A 24173-nucleotide genomic window follows, 5' to 3' on the forward strand; every position below is an offset into this window, starting at 1 on the left:
CGCCTTTTGGGACTGGATGCAGGACGAGATCGCAGCCATGACGCCGCTTGCTGGCTCCCCATTCCCGCTCAGCCGCGACGATGGGGCAACCGAGACCGTCGCACCGCCGGATACCGCCGCCCGCCCGAAAGCATCGAGGAAAGACTGACGGCGAACGCCCGCTTCGTCAGGACTTGAACGTCAGCGCATAAAAAAACGGCAACGCATTCCGGAGAATGTGTTGCCGTTTTGGCGTCGGGCGACGGTACGTAGATCGAGGATCTTGCACCGACGCCCGGAGGCCAGACATTCGAAGCGCCTCGCGGCGCTCCGTGCATGCCGTCTCTTGCGAGACTTACATGCCCATGCCCATGCCGCCCATACCGCCCATGTCGCCCATACCGCCGGCCATCGGAGCATCTTCCTTCGGCAGTTCGGCAACGGCGCAGTCGGTCGTCAGGAGCAGGCCCGACACCGAAGCGGCGTTTTGCAGTGCGGTGCGGGTGACCTTCGTCGGATCCACAACGCCCATTTCCACCAGATCGCCGTACTCGCCCGACGATGCGTTGTAGCCGTAGTTGCCCTTGCCGGCAACCACGTTGGCCACGACGACGCTGGCTTCTTCGCCACCGTTGGTGACGATCTGACGCAGCGGCTCTTCCATCGCGCGCAGCACGATCTTGATACCGGCGTCCTGGTCAGCGTTGGCACCCTTGAGGTCCGACACGGCAACGCGAGCACGCAGCAGCGCAACACCGCCGCCCGGGACGATGCCTTCTTCCACGGCAGCGCGGGTAGCGTGCAGCGCGTCTTCCACGCGTGCCTTCTTTTCCTTCATTTCGACTTCGGTCGCAGCGCCGACCTTGATCACGGCAACACCGCCGGCCAGCTTGGCCACGCGCTCTTGCAGCTTTTCACGGTCGTAGTCGCTGGTGGCTTCTTCGATCTGGGCACGGATCTGCTTGACGCGTGCTTCGATGTTCACGGCTTCACCGGCGCCATCGATGATGATGGTGTTTTCCTTGCCGATTTCGATGCGCTTGGCTTGACCCAGCTCAGCCAGCGTAGCCTTTTCCAGCGTCAGGCCGATTTCTTCGGCGATGACCTGGCCGCCCGTCAGGATGGCGATGTCTTCCAGCATGGCCTTGCGGCGGTCGCCGAAGCCCGGAGCCTTGACGGCGCAGGTCTTCAGGATGCCACGGATGTTGTTGACCACCAGCGTTGCGAGGGCTTCGCCTTCGACGTCTTCGGCGATGATCAGCAGCGGACGGCCAGCCTTGGCGACTTGCTCGAGCACCGGCAGCAGGTCACGGATGTTCGACACCTTCTTGTCGAACAGCAGGACGAACGGGTTCTCCAGGATCGCGACTTGCTTTTCCGGGGTGTTGATGAAGTACGGCGAGAGGTAGCCGCGGTCGAATTGCATACCTTCGACGACGTCCAGCTCGTCTTGCAGCGACTTGCCGTCTTCGACGGTGATCACGCCTTCCTTGCCGACCTTGTCCATCGCCTTGGCGATGTAGTCACCGATCGAGGTGTCGCTGTTGGCCGAGATCGAGCCGACTTGAGCGATTTCCTTGTTCGTGGTGCAGGGCTTGCTGATCTTGCGCAGTTCTTCGATGGCGGCGGCAACGGCCTTGTCGATACCACGCTTCAGGTCCATCGGGTTCATGCCCGAGGCAACGTACTTCATGCCTTCGCGGACGATCGACTGAGCCAGCACCGTGGCGGTGGTGGTGCCGTCACCGGCGTTGTCGCTGGTCTTGGAAGCCACTTCCTTGACCATTTGCGCGCCCATGTTCTGGAGCTTGTCCTTGAGTTCGATTTCCTTGGCGACCGACACACCGTCCTTGGTCACGGTCGGGCCGCCGAAGCTGCGCTCGAGCACGACGTTACGGCCCTTCGGGCCCAGGGTCACCTTGACGGCGTTGGCGAGGATGTTGACACCCTCGACCATCTTGGCACGAGCGGCATCGCCGAAAACGACTTCTTTAGCTGCCATTGCTGTAACTCCTTGAATACTTTACGTAGATGTCTTTGGGGGAAAGACTTACTGGGCCACGACGGCCATGATGTCTTCTTCGCGCATGACCAGCAGTTCCTGGCCATCGACCTTCACGCTTTGGCCGGCGTACTTGCCGAACAGAACGCGGTCGCCCACCTTCACGTCGAGTGCGATCAACTTGCCTTGATCATCGCGCTTGCCCGGGCCGACGGCCAGGATCTCGCCCTGGTCCGGCTTTTCAGCAGCCGCGTCCGGGATCACGATGCCCGATGCGGTCTTCGTTTCGTTGTCCAGGCGCTTGACAATAACGCGGTCATGCAAGGGACGAAGGTTCATTACAAGCTCCTCTTTCTCTCAGTGAGATCGTCAAAACTAAATATGCAATCATTTGCATATTTGGTGAATTCATGGCGTTAGCACTCTGCGCCAACGAGTGCTAATTATAGGGACGGGGTTTTACGATTTCAAGACGCGGGGTTTTCCCGGAGGTGAAGAAAAGTGAAATTACTGACGAGATGCACTGAATTCCGGACTTTGCTCACTCAACTTTGAACTCGCCAGATCGACAGCCGACGCAAACCTTTTGAAATCAATGACATACCTGACCACCACAGTTAGAGGGTGTGGGGGATGCGGGGTACGCCAGGATCCAGCGCCGCCTGGAAGGCGGTCGGATCACCGAACAGCGGCGTGAAGTGATTGCCGGTGTGAAGGATCGTGATCACCGGGCCACCGCCGAGATTGTAGGTCTCGTAGCTCCAAAAACCCCCAGTCGCCGGATTCACGCTGACAACGTGCAGCGTGAACGCGCCAATCTGATTGACGATCATTTGCAGCACCGCCTGCCCACCGCCCTGATTCAGATCGAACATGTCGAGCAGCCCGACCAGACCGAGGTCCATCGCGTTCGCGCGGATATGGTCCACTTGCTGCTGTGTCGGATTACGCCCGGATGCCAGCAGGACCGCATAAATCAGGCAGTTCATGCCACGTCCGGGTGCGCGCCCGACGCCGAAATGGTGCCGGACGTTCTGCAACGAAACATCCATGGCCTGTTGCGCAGCAAAGACGTCGCTGTGTCGATGGCCGAGGTCGTGAAAGGTTAGCTGCTTGCTCGACGGATCTGGCGGTGTGTCGAGTTTTTCGCGTTTGAATCGACTGAGTTCGGGCACCGAGACCTTGCCGGCGTCGCGCGACGCCTTGACGAAATCTTCGGCACCCACGTCAGGCTGCGCTGGCAAATGGCCGCTGCCGAACACGGGAGACGCCAGATCGTAGCGAACGTTCATCCGAACGTTCCTCACGTTGTCGATGCCGAAACGTTGCACATACTCCAGCACGTTTCCTAACACCTGCTCGATTCGGCTCGTAGCGTCTCGGCCTTCCATCCAGGCCTGCCCCAGATTGCTGTTGACGTCGTAATTTCCAAGGTGCCGCAATATGGCGTTCCGATACTCGGTCGCCGATTCCCGGTATCGGACCGATATCTCGGTTAACTGCCCTTCGAGCGTACCCAGCGCCAGGGTCGCATCCTGCAGTTCCTGCGCCAGCGTATCGGGTGATTTTGGCGCCGAGGCGGGCATACGGAATAAGGCGCTGAAACGATTGGAATCGTTAACTTTCGCGAGATAAGCCCCCCGGTTTTCAACGTCAGATCGCTTCTGCGCGACCGACTGCCGTTGCGTATGGCACGCGCTGGCCAGCCGCGCATATTCGTCGCGAAAGCGTCGGAAATTCTCTTGCAGCGTGGCGACGGCTTCTTCTTCGCGGCCCTGCCAAAGAATGGCCATCGGTCCGCCGATACATTGGTCGGGATTGTGAAGCACGGCATTGTGTTCGAGAGCACCGCCGTTGGCTGACGCAAGGTGAATGCCGTCGGCGAATTTGGCACGGAACCACGTGTTGTCGCCTTCGCCCGAATTACGCCCGACGCCGCCTTCCAGACCATTTTTCGCGAGCCAGTCGAGGTACATCTGGCCGTTCATGTTCCGGAAAATCAGGTAGACGTTCTTGCCCACGGCAATGGCCGTTTGCGCGGCCCGCATGATCCCTTGCACCGCCGCGTTGCCTGCATATTCCTTATGCTTGCTCACAATGTCTTCAAGACGCCGCAAGACGGTATTCATGAAGAACAGCGCGAGATCATCGTCCTTGAGCAGATACCCATCGATGGTCTGCGCGACACGCTTGCCGGTATCGGTGGCAAATTTTGACGATACCTGCGTATCTGTGGACTTCATCCGATTCAACAAGACATTGCCTAGCCATTGCTCGACCGACAGTGAGTTGATGCCTTCGATCTGAAGTCGAATCTGCCGTGCATGCTCTTGCCGTACGGGCAGCGGCGTCTCGTGCGGCAGATCGAGCGGATCGACAGTGACTTGCAAGCCCGGCGGGGGACGGCGATTGCGCGCCGTCCACGCGTACCAGGTCTCGAACGTGTCTTCGAGAATCTCAAAGAAATGGTCTTCGCCGTCGAGTGATTTCTCCGTGTACCGCTGATCGATATCTTCGACGACCTCGCGCAGAATCTCGGGCTGCGCGATCAGCGGCCGGAAGCGCGCGTCGATGCGGGGGGAGGGAGTCTCCAGTTCATTCAGCACTGCTGCGATGGCCTGCTCCACCGAGTATTGATGCCCACTAATGTTCACCCGCTGGACGGTGGGGGTGGCCCGTGCACTTTGCAACGAACCCGGTGCGCCGGCGCGGCCGCGAAGTTGCAGCGCCCGCTCGCCCATGATGTCGGCTTCGCGTTCGAGCCCGGCGTCGTCGTTGAGAGCGGTGCCATTCCGGGTTTGCGCGTTGGGCCGGACTCGGCCTTGCTTCTGCTGGACGACGTGCCACGCCTCATGAGCAAGGTGCTTTTCCTGCCCCGGGGCGAGGTGGATCTGAGTGTCCTGCGTGAAGGCATGCGCCTGAAGCTGCGCAGGCTTTGTCGAATTGGCGTGGACGGTGACGTCGTCCATCGTGAATCCCGATAACAGCTCGATAGACGACTTCAACCCGCCCGGCAGACCGCCTTCGGGCGGAGACTCCGGTCCCGCCGATGTGTCGGCCGCCCGTTGCAGCGGCAGCATCGCGCCAAACTTGTCCCCATCGCGGTCCGTGCTGGCGTCTGCCATGCGTTGAATAGCGGCCGAGTGGCGTGTTCGCGGGCTTGCATCGGCCATGTCCTGAATCTGACGTTGGCGTAAGGCGCTGGGGCGATTGTCACTGAGCGCCTGGCCAGCGCGGCCTCCGCCAAGGCCTTGCTGCGGCAAATGGCCGCCGTCCCGTCTCGTTTGATCATCATGGGAATGCATCGCCCGCCCCCCGTATCCGACATGTAGTTGTGCCGTGTTTTGCTCGGCGATTCTCGGGGAGGATCAAAGGATTGTCAAAAGCAGGGGGGGGCGATCTCGCCCGGGCATAAAAAGAGCGCTGCGTACCGACATCTCGCAGCGCCGCTCCATCGCACAACAGAACTAACCCCGTGCTACCTCTTATGAATCGTTGTGGAATCTTGTAACGATGTCGGTTAGGCCATCGAGACCCAATACTTAGGCGGTTGCATGTTCGACGAATTCACGACGCCCGCCACATCGCTATCTCGCCATGCAAATCCATGCCCGCCAACTGTCAACGTTGACAGGCGAAACAGGGCATAGGCCCGAACTATCGCTCCCCACCCCACGTATGAGCGATTTCCTAAGGCACCGCAGCGGCATTCGCGATATCAAAGGCGGGCACGTAACCAATGGAGAGCGATGGACAGTCGTCTCGGAACGCCATCGGTGCCGGACCCCGCCGCTACCGGTCCGGCGTGTGCCCCGCCCCCTCGCTCAGTTTGTTACGACGGGAAACGCCAAGGAAAACTATCGCAACTCGAGGAATCAGGAGATGAATCAACTTGCTGGAACCGTCGCCCGGCAGTGGGCGATGTCCGCCCGCGACGCCTGGATACTGCTCGCCAATCTCGTTCTGATGGTGACGCTGATTGTCGTCCTGCCGTTCGAAGACAAGACCAATCGCGGGCTGGCGCTCGCCGTCTTCATCGCCGTGCTGTGGCTCTCCGAAGCCGTCCATCTGACGGCCACCGCGCTAATGGTGCCGGTGCTCGCCGTGATGCTCGGCATTCTCGATACCCCCGCCGCACTCGGCTCGTTCGCCCATCCCATCGTCTTCCTGTTCTTCGGCGGCTTCGCGCTGGCGACCGCCATGCGAATTCAGGGGCTCGACCGCTTTCTCGCCAACTGGCTCCTCCATCTGGCCGGCGGCCATATGGGGCGCGCCGCCTTGATGCTGTTCGGCGCGACCGCCCTGCTCTCCATGTGGGTGAACAACACCTCGACCACGTCGATGATGCTGCCGCTCGCCCTGGGCATCCTCTCGCAGCTCGACGCCAGCCGCGACCGCAAGACCGTGACGTTTCTGCTGCTCGGCATCGCCTACAGCGCGAACATCGGCGGGTTGGGCACCGTGGTCGGCAGCGTGCCCAACGCCATGGTCGCCACTCACCTAGGCATCGATTTCCTGACGTGGGCGAAGTTCGGCGTGCCGCTGGTCGCCGTGTTGCTCCCGCTCATGATCGCGACGACCTGGCTGGTGCTGCGTCCGCGTCTGGACCAGACGGTCGACATCGAGACCGAGCCGATGACGTGGACCGGCCAGCGCATCGCCGCCGTCGGCATCTTCGGTTTCACGGTCCTGTCATGGATCTTCAGCCAGCACATCTCGGCGTGGCTCGGCGACGTGAAGCAACTCGACACACTGATCGCATTGCTCGCCGCGATCCTCATCGCCACCACAGGCGTCGCCTCATGGAAGCAGATTCAGGCCCATACCGACTGGGGCGTACTGCTGCTCTTCGGCGGCGGTCTCACGCTTAGCGTGGTGCTGCGCGACTCCGGTGCCAGCGTCGTCATGGCACAAGGCGTGTCGAGCGTCTTCGCAACGAGCCCCGTCCTCGTAATTCTGCTCATCACGGCCGCATTCATCGTTTTCCTCACCGAGTTGACGAGCAACACAGCCAGCGCCGCGATTCTGGTGCCGATCTTCGCCGCCATCTCGCTGTCGCTGGGCCTGCCAGAGGCGTTGCTGACAATGGTGATCGGTATCGGCGCATCGTGCGCGTTCATGCTGCCCGTGGCCACCCCGCCCAACGCCATCGTGTTCGGCACCGGCAGCGTGCCGCAAAGCCAGATGGTCCGCGCGGGGCTCGGGATCAACCTCGTCTGCATCCTCGTCATTACCGCGTTTGCGTGGTTTCTCTGGCGCTAATGCGGTCGACCGAAGGCGCGCCGTAGCTCCCCCGTAGACGCGCCTTCGGCCCATCCCGGAACGGGCTGGCGCGGACGCGTCACACGGAGCCGGTACAATTGCGGAAAAACACCTCCGGCAATCCGTTGCGATGATGTCTGCTTCACCTGCCCGAACTGTCCAATCCATGCTTTCTTTACGTCCTGTGCGCGGTGCTCTGGCACTCGCCACACTCACCGCCGTGCTCGCCGGCTGCGCCAGCACACCGCCGGGCACCGCCCCGACCAGCCAGAAAGTGACGAATACGCCGGCATCGGCGCCCGCGAACGCGGCGACCCCGGCCAACGCCGTCGAAGCGGCTCAGCCCGTCACACCGCTGCCGTGGTGCGTGCAAACCTCCCTTCGCGAAGAAGACGACCTGATGCGCAACTTCGGCGGCATTCCCGCCGGCGTTCGCAAAATCGAGGAAACACGCTTCATCGCCAGCTACGACCGCGCGACCGGCAAGGTCGGCTCGCTCGATAACGGCAACCGCATCGTGATGGAGTTCGACCCGCAAGGTCATCTGCTCGCCAGCACCGACCGTGGCCGTTACACCTACGGCGCGGACGGTCGACTGCACAGCATCGACGGCGCAACCGTGGACTGGGACGGGCCCGACGCGTGGATCGTGCACGCGGTGCGCCATCCGGCGTGGAAGGAGCAGGTGCGTCAGGAGGATGGGCACCTGGAATGGACGCGCAGCATCGTCTCCGCGTCGAACAGCCTGCATCGCCGCCGTCCGGGCACCATTCAGGCGCGCCAGTTCGACGACGAGTGCTTCGCATTGTCGCGTCAGTGGGAAGCGCCGAACGAAGCCCGGCGGGTGATCACGGCGGATGGCCGGGCACGTCCCGCGCCGAAGATGGTGTCGTATCGCACCTTTGCCAGCGTCGAGCGCAAACCCGATGGTGGCCGTATCGTGCGTGATAACGGCGCTTCGGCCTTTATCGACGGGCAATGGCTGCCGCTGGCCTGGGACAACGAGGTCTCGGAATATTCACCGAATCATGAACTGATGCGCGTCACCCGCACCGATGCGGCGACCGGCGAGCGTCACGTCTCCGAGTATCACTACAAATACGACAGCCACGGCAACATCGTGCGCATCGTCATCACGTCGCCCGGCGACAGGGTCGACCCGTTTGCCAACGTTTTCGTGCGCAAGCTGACGTATTTCGACGCGGCAACCGGTGTCACACTCAACGGCTCGAATGGCTCGAACGGTGCATCGTCGGCCGCTTCGGCACCGGCTGCAACGTCTCCAGCCGTGACGGTGGCGTTGCCTGCGGCAGCTTCCGCCGCCACCGGCAACGCGCTTACGTCGGCAAAGTAAAGCGGAACGTTGCGCCCTGCCCCGCCTGACCGGTCGTATCCATTAACGTGATGCGCCGGTCGTGCAGTTGCAGGATGCGGTGCACGATCCGCAATCCGAGCCCGCCTTCACGGCGAGCGCCGCCCACCGTAAAGGGACGCTCGAAGAGCCCTTCGCGCGCATTCTCCGGAATGCCCGGTCCCGTGTCGCTCACGCGCACTTCGATTTCCGAGCCGACCGGCGCCACCGCCACCGTGATCTCCCCGCCCGACGGCGTATAGCGCAACGCGTTTTCCAGCAGGTTCGTGAACACGCGCTCGATCAGTCCGAGATCGGCACGGGCGGCCGGAATCTGCGGGGCCAGTTGTGCGCGCAACGCCACGCCGCGCGACTCGGCGCTCAGTTCGAATTTCTGGAAGACGTCCTGGATCAGATCCGTCACCGAGAACGGCTCCGCCTCGGGTTGCACGAACCCGTGCTCCAGACGCGCCAGTTCGAACAGCGACTGCGCCAGCGCGCCCACCTTACGGCTCTGATCTAACGCGATGCCCAGATAGCGCCGCCGCTCGGCGGGCGTGAGCGTGGCGTCCTTGAGCGAGAGCGTCTCCAGATAGCCATGCATCGACGAGAGCGGCGTTCGCAGATCGTGGGAGATGTTGGCGATGAGTTCGCGCCGCTCCTGATCCTGACGCGTCAACGTCCGCCACTGCGTACCCAGCCGTTCGGCCATCTGGCGGAAGGCACGCTCCAGCACCATGATTTCGTCGCTGGGCCGCGACTGCTGTGCCGCCAGTTCCTCGGCCGACATCGACGACATCGACACCATGGGCGCGGGCGCTGCCACCGGCGGCGCGGCGTCGATATCGAATTCGCGCACGGTATCGGTCAGACGACGCAATGGGCGGGTGATGAGCGCGAACGCCGCCAGACCGGCGATCAGGCACAACGCCGCCACCAGTCCGATCGACCACAACGCCGTGTTCAGTGCCGCGCTCGTCGCGCCACGCTCGGCGAAGCGATCGTGCGCCTCACCCAACAGCACCACGTACACGTAGCCGACCTCACGCCCATCCACACGCAACGGGGCCGCGCTGAACACTTTGCGCACATCGTTGTTGCGCGGATCGTCGCCGTAGATCGGCAGCGCTTCGCCGTCGATGAGCTGGTGCACAGGCCCGAGGTCGATCTGCGTGCGTCGCAGGCGTCCTTCCGGCGCGGCGTGTCCGGTGATGCGGCCCTGTTCGTCGAGCAGATAGACCTCGACGCTCGGGTTCACGACCATGAGTTGCCCGAACAGACGCCGCACGGCGTCGGGCTTCATGCCGTTCGCGTCCATCAGTTGTGCGTTCGCGGCGATATGTTCGGCCAGCCCGCGCGACAGCCCCTGAATGACTTCGGCTTCGTGCATGCGGTTCGCCTGCACCTGCATCCATGCGGACGTGCCGCTGCAAATCAGCAGCAGCACTGCGAAAACGACCGACAGACGTTGAGTCAGTGTGAGATTCCAGCGACGCATCATGCTGCTCCTGCTTCGCCACCGGTACTCCCCGAGCCATCGGGTGCGCCGTCGTTCGCGAACTTGTAGCCACGGCCCCACACCGTCAGGATGCGCGTCGGCTGCGCCGGATCGGCCTCGATCTTCGCGCGCAACCGGTTGATGTGCGTGTTGACGGTGTGCTCGTAGCCCTCGTGCTGATACCCCCACACGGCGTTGAGCAGATCCATGCGCGAGAACACCTTGCCGGGCTGGCGAGCGAAGAAATACAGCAGATCGAACTCGCGCGGCGTGAGATCCAGCAGCTTGCCGGCGAGCGACGCCTCGCGGGCGATCGGATCGATGAAGAGACCCGCGATCGCCAGACTGCCCGCTTCCATGCGGGCGTTGCGCGCCAGGGCGTCGACACGGCGCATGAGCGCCTTGACCCGCGCCACCAGCTCCAGGACGGAAAACGGCTTGGCGAGATAGTCGTCCGCGCCCAGTTCCAGCCCGAGAATGCGGTGCACCTCGCTGGAGCGGGCGCTCGTAATGATGATGGGGGTGTAACGAGTCATTTCACGCGCCCGGCGGCAGATTTCAAGCCCGTCGACGCCGGGCAGCATCAGATCGAGAATCAGCGCATCCCATCCGCCTTCGGCCAGACGGCGCAAGCCCTCGTTGCCGTCGGCGCAATGCACGACTTCGAAGCGCTCGTCGCGCAGATGCAGCGTGAGCAGGTCGGCGATATGCACGTCGTCTTCGACGAGCAGAACACGGCGCGGCGATTCCATCGAACGGGTGGCTCCCGAAAAGTGAGGGCTGTGGAGGATAACCGATGCTAGCAGCACTTTAGCGCCCTGATAGCAGCGTATTAGCGGATGCTAACGGCTCCCATTGTGCGCAGAACACGCCAGGAGAGGTATCACGAATTGTTTAATATTACGTGAGGACTTTGCCATGGCTCGCGCACTACCCTTCAGTCATCGATCCGGCGTGGATCCCCTCTGTGCCGTACCACCGCCGTCGCGCTCCCCGTTTTTGCTGCGGCGGGGCCAGCCCACCCCGGATCGTCCCACTGACCGGAGGATGTCATGAGATTGTCCGATTTGTACCCGCCCAAGCCACGTAAGCCGATCAAGACACTTGAGGCACATGGGGCACGTGAGGCGCACCAACCGCCGGCACCGCGCCAGACCGCGCGATCCGGTGCCGCCGACGCCGGGGCTACGCCTGCCCGCCGTCTCTTCCTGCTGAGCGCGAGCGCTGCTGCTGCCGCAGCAGCCGCCGGACTGGTACCGCGTCTGGTGCGTCCGGCCTTTGCCGACGACAGCCGCCGTGCGGGCGCATCGGCACATTTCGAGGTCGCCTTCAGCGACGCCGAATGGCGCAAGCGTCTCTCGCCCGGACAATACGAAATCCTGCGTCAGGAAGGCACCGAACGCCCGTATTCCAGCCCGCTCAACGACGAACACCGCGCCGGCACCTTCGCGTGCGCGGGCTGTGCACAGCCGCTGTTCTCGTCGCGCACCAAGTTCGACAGCCATACCGGCTGGCCGAGCTTCTGGACCCCGCTCGACAAGGCCGTGGGCACCCGCACCGACACCACGTTCGGGATGATTCGTACCGAAGTCCATTGCAGCCGTTGCGGCGGCCATCTGGGTCACGTATTCGACGACGGCCCGAAGCCGACCGGCCTGCGCTACTGCATGAACGGTCTGGCGATGACGTTCCGCCCGCAAGCCGCCTGACAGCCCGCACGGGTCCCGCCAGCCAGCCCGATGGCGAGCGACGAGACCCGCAGCGGCACTCAGACGATGAAGAGAAACACCGTCCCGGCTGAGGCCGGTCCCGATTCACCGCTCATCCTATAAAAACTCGCACCGTCCGAAGATCGGACGTCGCCCAAGGAGCGCTTCATGACTTTGCTCATCCTTGCCTACCTCGGTGGGATTCTGACGATTGTCAGCCCGTGCATTTTGCCGGTGCTGCCGTTCGTGTTCTCGCGTGCCGGCCAGTCGTTCTCGCGCAGCGTGCTGCCGATGCTCGCCGGCATGGTGCTGATGTTCGCAGTCGTCGCCACGCTCGCTGCCGTCGGCGGTAGCTGGGTCGTGCAGGCCAACCAGTACGGACGCTGGCTCGCCCTTGCGCTCGTCGCCATCTTCGGTGCGACGCTGCTGTTCCCGAAACTGGCCGAACGCCTGACGCACCCGCTCGTGTCGCTCGGCAATCGCCTGACACAGTCCGCACAAGGTGACGGCACAACCCCCGATGGCGAATCGAAGGGTGCCGGCCCCGGCGCCTCGTTCCTGCTCGGCATCGCCACCGGTCTGCTGTGGGCGCCCTGCGCCGGCCCGATTCTCGGTCTGGTGCTCACCGGCGCCGCCCTACAAGGCGCGAGCGTCGGCACCACGTTGCTGCTGATCGCTTATGCGGCAGGTGCAGCGACCTCGCTCGCCCTCGCGTTGCTCGTCGGCGGACGCGTCTTCGCCACCATGAAGCGCTCCCTCGGCGCAGGCGAATGGATTCGCCGTGTGCTGGGCGGTCTGATGCTCGCAGGCGTCGGTGCGATTGCGTTGGGTCTCGACACAGGCGTACTCGCCCAGTTGTCGACGGCGTCGACCGGTGGCATCGAACAGCGTCTCGTCGATCAACTGGGCGGCCGCGGCAATGCTGCGAATGCCGGTAACAGCGGCAATAGCACCAATAGCACCGCCACCGAAGCCCCGACGGCAGACGCAGGCAATGGCACGGACAGCACGAACAACGCTGCCGGTGGCCCCGCCATGATGGCCGCGAGCAATGCCATGGTTCGCACCGCAGCGAGCGAGCCCGCACCGCTGCCCGTCGAAGGCCAGTTGCCCTCGCTCGACGGTGCCGTGCAATGGCTCAACTCGCCGCCGCTCACCGCACAGGCACTGCGTGGCAAGGTTGTGCTCATCGACTTCTGGACCTACTCCTGCATCAACTGCCTGCGCACGCTGCCGTACGTGAAGGCTTGGGCACAGAAGTATCGCGATCAGGGGCTCGTCGTCATCGGCGTACATGCACCGGAGTTCGCCTTCGAGCGCGACATCGGCAACGTGAAAGCCGTGCACGATCTCGGCGTCGACTATCCGGTCGCCATCGACAACAACTACGCCATCTGGCGCGGCTTCAACAATCAGTACTGGCCGGCCCATTACTTCGTCGATGCGCAGGGCCGCGTGCGTTACCACCACTTCGGTGAGGGCAACTACGCCGAATCGGAGCGCGTGATCCAGCAGTTGCTGCGCGAAGCCGGCGCCAAGCAGGTCGCCGACAGCATCACGGACGTCAAGGCCAGCGGCGTGCAACAAGCCGCCGACATGGGCGATGTCCAGTCGCCGGAAACGTACGTCGGCTACGAACGCGCCGAGAACTTCGCGTCGCCGGGCGGTGCCGTGAAGGACGCCGTGAACGAGTACCGCGCCCCGTCGATGCCGTCGCTCAACAATTGGGGACTGGCCGGGCAATGGAAGGTCGGTCCCGAGCAGGCGACAGCCACGCAGGTTGGCGCACGCATCGTCTACCGCTTCCATGCACGTGACCTGCACCTCGTGCTTGGCCCTGACGCCAGCGGCAAGCCCGTGCGCTTCCGTGTGACCGTCGACGGCGAAGCCCCGGGCGACGCGCATGGCACCGACGTCGCGGCCGACGGCACCGGCACGGTGACCTCGCAGCGTCTGTACCAACTGGTCCGTCAAAAGGGCGATGTGCGCGACCACACGTTCAGCATCGAGTTTCTCGATGCCGGTGCGTCTGCCTACGCCTTCACGTTCGGGTGATCGAAAAACCGCGACTCACTAAAGCCGTACAAGGCCGCACAAGCCCATACAACGCCCTACAGGCCCTTACAACACCGCAACCGAGGCGTCCGTCGACGCCGGGAGTCTTCAAATGACCAAGTTCGATTCACAACAACGGCAACAACAGCAACAACCGCAGCAAGCGCTCCATCACGATGCCGTCACATCGCGCCGCAAGACGTCCTCGATCTCGCACTTGCGACGTGCCCTGATCGGCACGGCCGCCGTCGCCGCCGGGGTCTTCGTGTGGCAATCGGGGGCGTTCGCCTTCGGCGCCGAGGATGCCGTCGTCATTGCCGCACCGAAGCTCGACGAACCGTCGACGGGCGCCCGCACGGAAACGGCTGTCTTTGCCGGCGGCTGCTTCTGGGGCGTGCAGGGTGTCTTCCAGCATGTGAAAGGCGTGACGAAGGCCGAGTCTGGCTATGCCGGTGGCACTGCCAAGACGGCCGACTATGAGACGGTCAGCACGGGCTCGACCGGACATGCCGAATCGGTGCAGGTGACGTTCGATCCGCAGCAGGTGTCTTACGGCAAGCTGCTGCAAATCTACTTCTCGGTGGCGCATAACCCCACGGAGGTGAACCGCCAAGGCCCGGACAGCGGCACGCAATACCGCTCGGCCGTCTTCCCGATGACCGATGCACAGCGTCAGGTCGCCACCGCCTACATCGCCCAGTTGGACGCCTCGCACGCATACAACAAGCCCATTGCCACGAAGGTCGAGAAGTACACGGGCTTCTACGCTGCGGAGACGTATCACCAGGACTTCCTCACGGAGCACCCGACCTATCCGTACATCGTCATCAACGATCTGCCGAAGGTGAAGGACCTCAAGCGCATTTTCCCCACGCAGTATCGCGATTCGCCGGTGCTCGTGAAAACCGCGTCGACGAAGTAAATGTTGCAGTGGAGGAGAACGGTGGTGATCTCATCACAGAGGTCGCTGCCGTCGATATGGCAGGTGTAGTTGGCGTTGCAGTAGCTGTGTGCAGTTGATGGTGCAGTAGCAGTAGCAGTAGCAGTAGCAGTAGCAGTAGCAGTAGCAGTAGCAGTAGCAGTAGTAAGCGCAGTGCAATAGCGAGAGCAGGAAGGGCCCGGGTGCCGCTCATACAGGGCACCCGGCAGCCCCTGACTCACTGACGCTTTACTCACTGACGCCTGACGCACCGCCCAACTAACGCGACCGCCAACCTCAACGGTCGCTCAACTGAGCAGCGGATCAACGGATCAGCGATTCTCGGCAAGGCGATAGACACGCAGACGATGCCCATCCGGATCGGATGCGACGAACGTGCGACCGAAGTCCATCGTCGTCGGCGCCTGAAGAATCGTGATGCCTCGCGAACTCCAGTCCTCCCACGTCGCATCGACGTGTGCATACGACGCCACCGGGAACACCACCTCGCTGCCGCCGGGCGGCGCAATCGCCGTCGGCGCCACGGAGAAGCGCGCCCACAGGCCGAGCTTCATCCCCGAGGGAAAGGCAAACAACGCAAACCCCGGCGACGCTTCCACCGGTTCCAGATCGAACAGATCCGAATAGAAACCCGCGCTCTCGGGCGGGCTGGCAACGTACAAATTGATCATGTCGGGATGCAGCATGACGAGCTCCTGTCGTTCGTTATCGATGAAGTTTTTATGGACAACGCGGCGTCGATCGCTGGCGAATCGAATGCCGTCCTGCGTTGTCATGAACGTCATCGTACGAAGAGATGCTGTCAGTTTTTGTCAGCAGCAAAACACCGATTTGAAACGCATCAACGAACGGTTTTTTCGCCGTCCGTCACACCGCTGACACAGGCAAAACCGACGACGACTCAGTCCTTGCCCGTCGTCTCGCGCCATGCCTTGAGCAGCGCACGACGCCCGCGCGGGTAACGCGTTCCGGTCACCGCCATCGCTTCGATACGGTCACAGCGGAAGCTGCGAAAATCGTCGCGCAATTCGCACCACGCCAGAATCATGCGAACACGGTCGAAGAAACCGAGCGCGAACGGCCAGACAACGCGCTCCGACAGGCGCCCCGCTTCGTCGCGGTAGGAGAGATGGAGTTTGCGTTCGGCGCGAATGGCCTCACGAATGTCGGTCAGCTCGACGATCATCGGCGGCAACGGATCGCCCGGCCCGATGAGCAATGTCGACGCCTCCAGCGACGTGCGCAGATCCGACGGCAGCACGGCGGCGATCTTCGCCAGCGCGTTCGCGGCGGCGTCCGCCAGCGCCCCGTCGGTGCGCTTCGCGACCCAGCGCGAGCCGAGCACGATCGCCTCGATTTCCTCTTCCGAGAACATCAGCGGCGGCAGCATGAACCCCGGCTTGAGCACGTAGCCCAGCCCCGGCGCGCCTTCGATGTGCGCACCTTGCGACTGCAATTCGGCGATGTCCCGATAGAGCGTGCGCAAGCTCACGCCGAGCGAAGTGGCGAGCGCCGCCCCCGCCACCGGATAGCGGTGACGGCGCAGCAACTGCATCAGGGAAAAGAGACGTTGTGTGCGGGACATGGCGCGTCATTATGCGCCATGTCCTGCCACGTCCGGTATGTTGTGCAGCGTCACACGACGCCCGCACGGCTTGCGATTTACTTCTGACGCAGTTGCTTGACGATCTCCGAATTCACGTCGCCCGCCTGCCCGCCGTACGCCACGCGCAGGTAGTTCGACAGCTCCGAGATCTGCGCGTCAGTGAGCCGCTTGTCGAAGCCCGGCATGTCCTGCATCGCTTCGAGTCCCGGGAATTTCTGCGCCTCGACGCCATCGAGAATCGTGACGATCAGATTGCGCGGATCCTTCTGACGCACCGTCGAATTGCCCAGCATCGACACGGCCACGTGCGGCTTGCCGGTACCATCTGCCGCGTGGCAGCCGGCGCAAACGGCGAGATACAGGTTACGGCCCGCCATCAGCTTGCTCGTATCGGGATGGTCCGGCAGCGGCTTCGGGGCCGGCGGCGCATCGCCGAGCAGGTACGTCGACAATGCACGCAGATCGTCTCCCGTCAGATACTGCGTACTCAGATGCACGACCGGATACATCTCGCCGAACGCCGAGCCTTGCGGCGCGATGCCGGTGCCGAAGAACGTTTGCAGATCCTTCACTGTCCAGCCGCGTGCCGCCAGCGCGTCGGGCGTCAGATCGGGCGCCGCGATACGCGCGAGCGCCGCGCCGCCAAGCGGCTTCGCCTTGTCGAGCTGCCCGAAGGTGCCGCGCGGGGTGTGGCACTCCGCGCAGTGGCCGAGGGCGTTGGCAAGGTAGCGTCCGCGCAGCCAGTCGGCCGACTGGCCTTTCGATGCATCGGGCAACGTGTCCTTCAGGAACATCCAGTCCCACGCGCGCATCGCGAAACGCATGTTGTACGGGAACGAGAGGTCGTGTTTGCGGTTGGGCACGGCGGCCGGCTTCACCGACATCAGATAGGCGTAGATGGCATCGCTGTCCGCACGCGTCATCTGCCGGTATGACGTGTACGGCATGGCGGGATACAGCACCTTGTCCGGCGCCACGCCGTCGTGCAACGCACGGTAGAAGTCGTCTGCCGTCCATCCGCCGATGCCGTTCGTCTTGTCCGGCGTGATGTTGGTCCCGTAGAACGTGCCGAACGGCGACTTGAGCGGCACGCCACCCGCGAACGGCGCACCGTCTGCGCTCGTATGACACGCCGCACAGTCTGCCGCACGCGCCAGATACTTGCCGCGCGTGATCAGCTCGGACGGGGCCTGCGATGCGGGCGCGGACGTCGCGGCAACCATTGCCGACGACGCTTTCGCCGCAGGCTCGCTGGCCGATGCCGCAGGTGCCGACATTGCCGCAGATGCGGCAGACGCCGCCGGTGCGCTCGCCGAGGTCGGGGCGTCCGCTGCCATCGCGTTCGTCACGAGCGACGGGATCATCGACGTCTTCGGCTTCGGCGGTTGCGTCGGCTCGGGCGGCTTCGGCGTGTTCGAGTCGTTGCACGCGGTGACGAGCAACACAGCGGCGAGGCACGCCGCGCGCAGCCCCCATCGGGAGACGCGTGATCCGCGGGAGGCGCGAGTCGGATGCATGATAGTTCTTGTCATTTCGCGCCCCCTCACTTCGCGTCCTTGATGCAACCGGGTGTTTTAAGCACGACGTCGCGCACGGCCTCGTAATAGCGCACGTACCCCGTGCACCGGCAGATCTGATCGTTGAGCCCTTCGGTGATCGCGGCTTCAAGATCCGCCCGTGCAATCGGTTGACGCTTCAGACGCTCGATCAGCACCGTCGCCGCATTCACGAACCCTGGCGTGCAGTAGCCGCACTGGAAGCTGAAATGATCGAGGAACGCCTGCTGGATCGGCGCGAGCGACACTTTGCCGTCGGCGTCGCGCGTAGCGTGCCCTTCCACCGTGCGTACGGTCTTGCCGTCGAAATAGTTCGCGCCGGTGATGCAACTGCGTACCGTCTCGCTGCTGCCGTCGGCATGATCGACGATCACCACGCACGCATGGCAGATGCCCTGCCCGCACCCCAGACGCGAGCCGGTCAGACCCAGCGTCTCGTGCAGGAAGTCGATCATCATCAAGCCGGCGGGCACGTCCATCGGACCGTGCGACACGCCGTTGACCTTCACGGTCACGGGTAACGTTTCCCACGGTTTCTTGCCATTCGACGGCATCGAAATCGGTGCAGCACTCGCGCTGCTCATGGGTTGCGTCGCGGCGGCCGCAGACGCCGCAGACGCCGTAGAAGCCGATGCCGCCATCGCGTTCGCGTCTGACGCCGCCTGTGGTGCGCTCACCGTGGTCGGTGCGTTCGTTGTGTCCGTCATGCCAGTACCTCCTGGATCTTCTCCGGCGTCACCGGCAAATCAGTAAATCGATGGCCGATCGCGTGCGCGAGGCCGTTCACAATGGCGCCCACCACGGGAATCATCACCACTTCGGCGATGCCCTTGGGCACGTCGGTCTCGGAGATCGGCGGCAACACTTCGCCGGTTTGCGTCCAGACAGCGACGTCCACCGCGCGCGGCAGATGGTAACGATTGAAGTTCCACGTGCCGTTGCCGGGGCCGTCTTCGTACAGCGGCAGGTATTCGTGCAACGCGTGGCCAATGCCCATCGCGAGCCCGCCTTGCAGTTGCCCCGAGACGAGTTGCGGCGAAATCTGATTGCCGCACTCCATGATCGAGTGATGCGAAATCAGCTCGACCTTGCCCGACGCTTCATGCACGGACAATTCGACGAGCGTGCCTACCGCGCTGTAGTACGTCACGGCCGCGTTGTTGCGCTGCACCGGCGGGTAATAGACGCGCTTGCGGTCGAAAGTCCGATAGCCGGTAGCGGGCACGGGTGCCGCGACTTGCGCACTCGTGGCGCTCGCGTTGGCCGACGGCGCGCCTTTCGCACCATGCGACGCGGATGCGGCGGCCGACTTCGCTGGCGCGTTGCCGCTGCGATGCGCAGCCTTTGCCGCTGGGGCCTGCGTCGCCTGCGTTTGTGCCACGGCAGTCGGCGGGTTCGCACCGCCCTTGCCGAAGCGCAGCGCAATGCCGTCGACCGGCAGGCGCTGCGTCACACCGTCGCCCAGATCCCAGTCGGCTTCGGCCCACTGCCAGCGGTTGAACACGTGCACCGTCGCGCCCGTCGCGAGACCCAGATCGTGGGCCGTCTTCGCGAGCATGGCGAGCGGCAGCGCTTCGAGCCCGGCCGCAGAAAGCTTGCCCTCGACCCAGCGCGCGTCTTCGGCGCGCACCACGAGCGGTGCGGCCTGACCGCCGCCCAGCCCCCGACGCCAGATCGACAGCGCCGCCGGCCACAGGCCCTGCAAGAACAGCAGACGCGCGGCTTCGCGCGTGCTATGCGTGAAATAGAACGCGGAGTTCGTGGCGCTCGACGGCGACGCATACCCCGGCGACCAGCGCGGGTTCGCCGCGAGTTTGTCCTGATCGCCCTGCGACATCAGATACGGATCGCCACTCGTGACGACCGGCAGTTCCGGCCAGTCGGTGATGGCGATATGCACGTCCGTCGCGGGCATGCCCAGCCATTTCGCCACGGCCACGGCCTGCGACGTCGACGTTCCCGTACCGATCTCCGCCGCCGTGTGGTGCAGCGAAATCTTGCCGGTCTCGTCGAACTCCACGCGCGCAAACGACGTCTCCGCGCCCGTGCCGAAGTCCTTCTGCACGCACGCGAATCCCACGCCGTAGCGACGCCCCGGATGCGCGGCTTCATACTCGGCTTTCTTCTTGTCGCGCTGCGTCCACAACGGATGCGCTTTCGCGCGGGCGAGCACTTCATCGACCCGCACCGCCCCGGCGGGGATCGCACCCTGCGTGTTCTTCATGCCCGAGCGCAACGCGTTCTTCATGCGGAAGTCGATCGCGTCGAGACCGAGTTGCGCGGCCATCTCGTCGATCATCATCTCGGTGGCCGCCATTGACTGCAACGTGCCGTACCCGCGCGCCGAGCCCGCATCGATCGCGCGCGAGGCAATCGCCACACTCGCCAGATCGCTTTGCGGGAAGTAGTAGATCGACTGCGCGGCCGTCGCCCCCACCATCGCCACCGAGGGTGAGAAGTTCATGCGTCCGCCGCCGTTGCACTCCATGTCGGCCGCGAACGCCTGAAGCATGCCGCTCTCTTTGTCGACACCGATGCGATAGCGCATCGTGAAGGCGTGACGCTTGAGCGACGTCTGAAACTGTTCGTAGCGGTCGTTGGCGAGCCGCACCGGCAGACCGTCGCCGTACATCGCGGCGGCCAGTCCGTAGAACGGCATGTTGTAGTGATCCTTCGAGCCATAGCCGACCGTGTAGCACGGATAGACGATCAGGCGCTTCACCGGGAAGTGCCCTTTGGCAACCATCGCTGCCGCGTTCTCCGCCACTTCCGACGGCGACTGTGTGGGCACCACCATGTGCAGCGTTTGCGTCGCAGCGTCGTACCAGCAGTTGGCGTTATCGGGTTCGAGCGCGGCCGTGTCGACCGACTGCGTGCGGTACTCGCGCGACATCACCAGCCAGTTCGCAGGCGGATGCGCGAGCGCGTCGCCGATCTTGCCCGCATGCGCCATGCCCTGCTCGTCGAGTTTGCCGTGGTCGTTGCCGTCCGGCCAGACAGGCAGATGCTTGCGCATCATGCTCGGGAAGATCGGGGCGTCCTTCAGACTGGAGTAGACGTCATCGTCGTAAGCGGTCTTGCCGCCCACACGCACGAAGCGGAAGCTGCCCCACGGATCGCGCTCCAGCGGGCCGGTGACATCGCCATAACGAATGATTTCGTCGTGGAACTTGAGCTTGTCCTTGGCGAAGCGAAAGCGCGTGAAATCCTTGTAGATCAGAATCGCGACCGCGTGCCCGAGATAGGCGGGCGTCTTGCCCGTGGGCAGCAACATGTCGTCGCCATAGAACTCGGGGAATGCGATGCCATCACGCGCAAGATCGTCGGCCGTCACCAGACGGTCGGGTTGCAGACCGTCGTCCAGACGCGAGAGATCGAAGCCGAGATAGGGACGGTCGGCGAGCGTCGTACGCAGCACGAAGGCGTGCGCCTGTTGCGCGGGCCAGCCCGGCATGTCGCGCGAGCGAACGTCGCGCGCGAAGATCTTGCTGCCGGTGACTTTGGCCGTGCCGTCGATACGGAATTTCGCTTGTCCGCTGGCAGCATCCCACGCGACCGGCGTGAGGTTCTTGTCTTCGAAGAGCGCGGCGAATGCCCGGCTGCCCATCGGCGCGATGTACACGGAGATCCCCGCGATGACCGACGCCTTGAGGAACCCGCGACGCGTCAACGCGAATCCGGGCGACGTCTCGGGACTCGTGGTGTTCGATGCACTTGGGGAGGACTGAGGGGATGCGCTGGCGTCATGACGAGCGTCGTCGCTCGACACGGCCGCGGATGGACTGTGTTTTCTTGGCAGGCGCGGCATATGCGTTCCGTCCGTCTTGTTTTGGGGGGACGTGCCACGAACACGAATGCGACCCGCAACTCCCGAACGACAAAACGGCACTGCAACGATTCACGCGGCCACTTCGTCACGCGCGGACATCGCTGACGTCTGACGATATGGACCCACGATGCATGTTCACAATGCGTGACATTCGCGCGCCGTGATGCGCTCAGGAAGTGCGATGAGAACACGCTTCATGAGTGACACCGGACGTTTCAAGGCTACACGCCGACTCCATGAATGACAAGGTTGGGCATGACGCACTGCGTGAGAACGCGCCCGTCGCATCACGCATTGCGCACCGCGCGGCGGGCGCGAGCGGGCGATATTCGCGACGCGTGATGTTCGCTATGCCAAATAAGAAATGCCGCTATATCCGGGCGGACACAGCGGCATCGACAAGTTTGTGCAGCGCATGTTTTTTCGCGTCACATGCGCGTCGGTCGACGTCAGACCGGCATCAGATCAACATCAGGCAATACGCAACTCCATGCACGTCAGATCGAGCCAGCGACCGAACTTCGTGCCGACTTCGCTGAACGTGCCGACCATGCGAAAACCGAGCTTCTCGTGCAGACGAATCGACGGTGCGTTCTGGGCTTCGATGGCCGCGATCATCACGTGCACGTCGAGTGCGCGCGCCCGCTCGATGAGCGCAAGCATGAGCGCCTCACCGAGGCCGCCACCCCGTGCGTTCTTGTCGATGTAGATCGAATGCTCGACGGTGTGCCGATAGCCATCGAAAGCGCGCCAGTCGCCGAAGGAGGCATAGCCCACGGTCTTGCCATCGCGCTCGGCGACGATCACCGGATAGCCGCGCTTCAGACGTGCCGCCAGCCACTCACGACGATTGTCGAGGTCGACGAGGATCTCGTTCCAGATGGCGGTGGTGTGCTCGACGGCGTCGTTGTAGATGTCGCGGATGACCGGGAGGTCGGCGTCGGTGGCGTCGCGAATCGTCAGCGAAGCGGACGATGAGGAGGAAGCAGTCATTTCAGAAATCCCGCAAGCAAGTGGCCGCATGCCAGTGTGTAGTCGCATTTGCCGTATCACCCGCGTACGGCCATGAAAAGACGACAAGCATGACACCCATGGTCACGGTGCCGTCAATTCGTGACATCCATTTTACTAGAAATAAATTTCCAGTAAACTGGACGCCATGGATATCAACGAACGCATCGCCCGCCGTATGCGCGACCTGCGCAGCGAACGCGGCTACTCCCTCGACACGCTGGCTGAGCGCAGCGGCGTGAGCCGTTCGAGCATTTCACTCATCGAGCGAGCGCAGACAAGCCCGACGGCCAACGTGCTGGACAAGCTCGCCACCGCACTCGATGTCACGCTGGCGTCACTCTTCGACGAGCAGGCCGAAGCCGATGCCCCGCCCTCACCGCTCGCCCGCTACGCCGATCAGCCCGTGTGGACCGATCCCGATTCGGGTTACGTGAGACGCAATCTCTCGCCGTCGCAACCGTCACCGCTCCAGTTCGTGGAGGTCCGGTTCCCGGCAGGCGAGCGCGTCGCCTACGACACCGGCGCGAGGGACAACGAAGTCTGGCAACAGATCTGGGTCATCGAAGGCACCATCGAAATCACGCTCGGCAGTACCACCTGGCGACTCGATACCGGCGATTGCCTCGCCATGCGGCTCGATCAGCCGATCGGTTTTCACAATCCCACGTCGGCCACGGCGCGCTACCTCGTCGGGCTCGTTACGTTGCCGTTTCATGCGGCCAGGAGAATGCCCTGATGTCTTCCGCTTCCCCCGTCTCCGACATTGTCGTGACATCGCTCGACGGCGAGCAGGCGCTTGCGGCCGTCGACGCCCTCGCCGACGTGCTCATCGATTGCGTGGAAGGTGGCGCATCGGTGAGCTTCATGCTGCCGCTCACCCGAGAGCGCGCGACGGCGTTCTGGCGCAAGGTCGCCGACGGTGTTGCCCGGGGTGAGCGCGTGTTGCTCGTGGCGCGACGCGCCGCCGATACGACCGGCGGCGGCGGGATCTGTGGCATCAGCGGCATCGTCGGCACCGTGCAACTGATTCTCGATCTGCCGGAGAACCAGCCGCACCGCGCCGACGTTGCCAAGATGCTCGTGCACCGTTCTGTCAGGCGTCAGGGCGTAGCCCAGCGCTTGATGGCTGCGCTCGACGATGCCGCGCGGGCCCATGCACGTCACGTGCTGGTGCTCGACACCGTCACGGGCGGCGATGCGGAACGGCTCTACCAGCGTAGCGGCTGGCAACGCGCGGGGGACGTCCCGAAGTTCGCGCTCATGCCGGACGGTGAATACTGCGCCACGACCTTCTACTACAAGCACCTCTGATACTTTCGGCACGATGCTCGCCCGGCGCTGGTGCATGGATGCGTCATGGCCAGTCATGCCG

At 63.6% G+C, this 24173-nt stretch carries 18 protein-coding genes; 7 read left to right on the forward strand and 11 right to left on the reverse strand.

The genetic code is table 11. From position 1 onward, the window contains the following. Positions 1-334: 334 nt before the first annotated feature. The 3 genes from groL to A9762_RS21065 all read right to left on the reverse strand — a co-directional run bounded on the left by groL (position 335) and on the right by A9762_RS21065 (position 5106). Positions 335-1981, reverse strand: a complete 1647-nt coding sequence (gene groL, locus A9762_RS21055) for a chaperonin GroEL (RefSeq protein WP_039396571.1) — start codon at positions 1979-1981, stop codon at positions 335-337. Positions 1982-2029: 48 nt separating this feature from the next. Continuing rightward, complete coding sequence (gene groES / locus A9762_RS21060; protein ID WP_069343957.1) at positions 2030-2320, reverse strand: co-chaperone GroES; 291 nt, start codon at positions 2318-2320, stop codon at positions 2030-2032. A 278-nt stretch (positions 2321-2598) separates the two neighbouring features. Next, on the reverse strand, positions 2599-5106 hold the full coding sequence (locus A9762_RS21065) for a DUF4157 domain-containing protein (RefSeq protein WP_069343958.1): 2508 nt from the start codon (positions 5104-5106) through the stop codon (positions 2599-2601). Positions 5107-5863: 757 nt separating this feature from the next. Between A9762_RS21065 and A9762_RS21070 the strand changes: the two genes are divergently transcribed. Continuing rightward, a complete protein-coding gene (locus A9762_RS21070; RefSeq protein WP_069343959.1) occupies positions 5864-7243 on the forward strand; it encodes a DASS family sodium-coupled anion symporter in 1380 nt (459 codons plus the stop codon). A gap of 166 nt (positions 7244-7409) precedes the next feature. Then, positions 7410-8597 carry a hypothetical protein gene (locus A9762_RS21075; RefSeq protein WP_139133332.1) on the forward strand — a complete coding sequence of 396 codons (1188 nt, stop codon included), beginning with the start codon at positions 7410-7412 and terminating at the stop codon, positions 8595-8597. On the opposite strand, the gene A9762_RS21080 is transcribed toward A9762_RS21075, so the two are convergent. Both A9762_RS21080 and A9762_RS21085 read right to left on the reverse strand, forming a co-directional pair. Next, complete coding sequence (locus A9762_RS21080) at positions 8581-10095, reverse strand: HAMP domain-containing sensor histidine kinase (RefSeq protein ID WP_069343961.1); 1515 nt, start codon at positions 10093-10095, stop codon at positions 8581-8583. The two genes, A9762_RS21075 and A9762_RS21080, sit on opposite strands and share 17 nt — an antisense overlap. After that, positions 10092-10844, reverse strand: a complete 753-nt coding sequence (locus A9762_RS21085) for a response regulator transcription factor (protein WP_069343962.1) — start codon at positions 10842-10844, stop codon at positions 10092-10094. Before A9762_RS21085 ends, A9762_RS21080 begins: the two co-directional genes overlap by 4 nt. A gap of 513 nt (positions 10845-11357) precedes the next feature. Between A9762_RS21085 and msrB the strand changes: the two genes are divergently transcribed. The 3 genes from msrB (at position 11358) to msrA (ending at position 14778) form a co-directional block, all read left to right on the forward strand. Next, positions 11358-11801: a peptide-methionine (R)-S-oxide reductase MsrB gene (gene msrB / locus A9762_RS21090; RefSeq protein ID WP_371443128.1), complete on the forward strand. Its 444-nt coding sequence runs from the start codon at positions 11358-11360 to the stop codon at positions 11799-11801. Between the two features lie 168 nt (positions 11802-11969). Continuing rightward, a complete protein-coding gene (locus A9762_RS21095) occupies positions 11970-13856 on the forward strand; it encodes a cytochrome c biogenesis protein DipZ (RefSeq protein WP_069343963.1) in 1887 nt (628 codons plus the stop codon). A gap of 112 nt (positions 13857-13968) precedes the next feature. Further along, positions 13969-14778 carry a peptide-methionine (S)-S-oxide reductase MsrA gene (gene msrA / locus A9762_RS21100; protein ID WP_083254159.1) on the forward strand — a complete coding sequence of 270 codons (810 nt, stop codon included), beginning with the start codon at positions 13969-13971 and terminating at the stop codon, positions 14776-14778. Positions 14779-15107: 329 nt separating this feature from the next. Here the strand turns inward: msrA and A9762_RS21105 are convergent, their stop codons facing one another. The 6 genes from A9762_RS21105 to A9762_RS21130 form a co-directional block, all read right to left on the reverse strand. Then, positions 15108-15482 (reverse strand): VOC family protein, encoded by a 375-nt coding sequence (locus tag A9762_RS21105; RefSeq protein ID WP_069343983.1) that lies wholly within the window; start codon positions 15480-15482, stop codon positions 15108-15110. A 215-nt stretch (positions 15483-15697) separates the two neighbouring features. Next, a complete protein-coding gene (locus A9762_RS21110) occupies positions 15698-16381 on the reverse strand; it encodes a YafY family protein (RefSeq protein ID WP_069343964.1) in 684 nt (227 codons plus the stop codon). Between the two features lie 77 nt (positions 16382-16458). Beyond that, entirely contained in the window at positions 16459-17751 is a 1293-nt protein-coding gene (locus tag A9762_RS21115; RefSeq protein ID WP_371443129.1) for a cytochrome c, read from the reverse strand. A gap of 194 nt (positions 17752-17945) precedes the next feature. After that, positions 17946-18665, reverse strand: coding sequence for a (2Fe-2S)-binding protein (locus tag A9762_RS21120; protein ID WP_371443127.1), 720 nt, complete (start codon positions 18663-18665; stop codon positions 17946-17948). Further along, positions 18662-21628, reverse strand: coding sequence for a xanthine dehydrogenase family protein molybdopterin-binding subunit (locus A9762_RS21125; protein ID WP_069343965.1), 2967 nt, complete (start codon positions 21626-21628; stop codon positions 18662-18664). The genes A9762_RS21120 and A9762_RS21125 overlap by 4 nt, the downstream gene beginning before the upstream one ends. Before the next feature lie 630 nt (positions 21629-22258). After that, on the reverse strand, positions 22259-22780 hold the full coding sequence (locus A9762_RS21130) for a GNAT family N-acetyltransferase (protein ID WP_069343966.1): 522 nt from the start codon (positions 22778-22780) through the stop codon (positions 22259-22261). A gap of 166 nt (positions 22781-22946) precedes the next feature. On the opposite strand from A9762_RS21130, the gene A9762_RS21135 reads away from it, so the two are divergent. Further along, complete coding sequence (locus A9762_RS21135; protein ID WP_069343967.1) at positions 22947-23537, forward strand: helix-turn-helix domain-containing protein; 591 nt, start codon at positions 22947-22949, stop codon at positions 23535-23537. Then, positions 23537-24112, forward strand: a complete 576-nt coding sequence (locus A9762_RS21140) for an N-acetyltransferase (protein WP_069343968.1) — start codon at positions 23537-23539, stop codon at positions 24110-24112. Before A9762_RS21135 ends, A9762_RS21140 begins: the two co-directional genes overlap by 1 nt. The last annotated feature ends 61 nt before the right edge of the window (positions 24113-24173 follow it).

The sequence above is a fragment of the Pandoraea sp. ISTKB genome, assembly GCF_001721285.1.
In the GTDB taxonomy this organism is placed as follows: domain Bacteria; phylum Pseudomonadota; class Gammaproteobacteria; order Burkholderiales; family Burkholderiaceae; genus Pandoraea; species Pandoraea capi.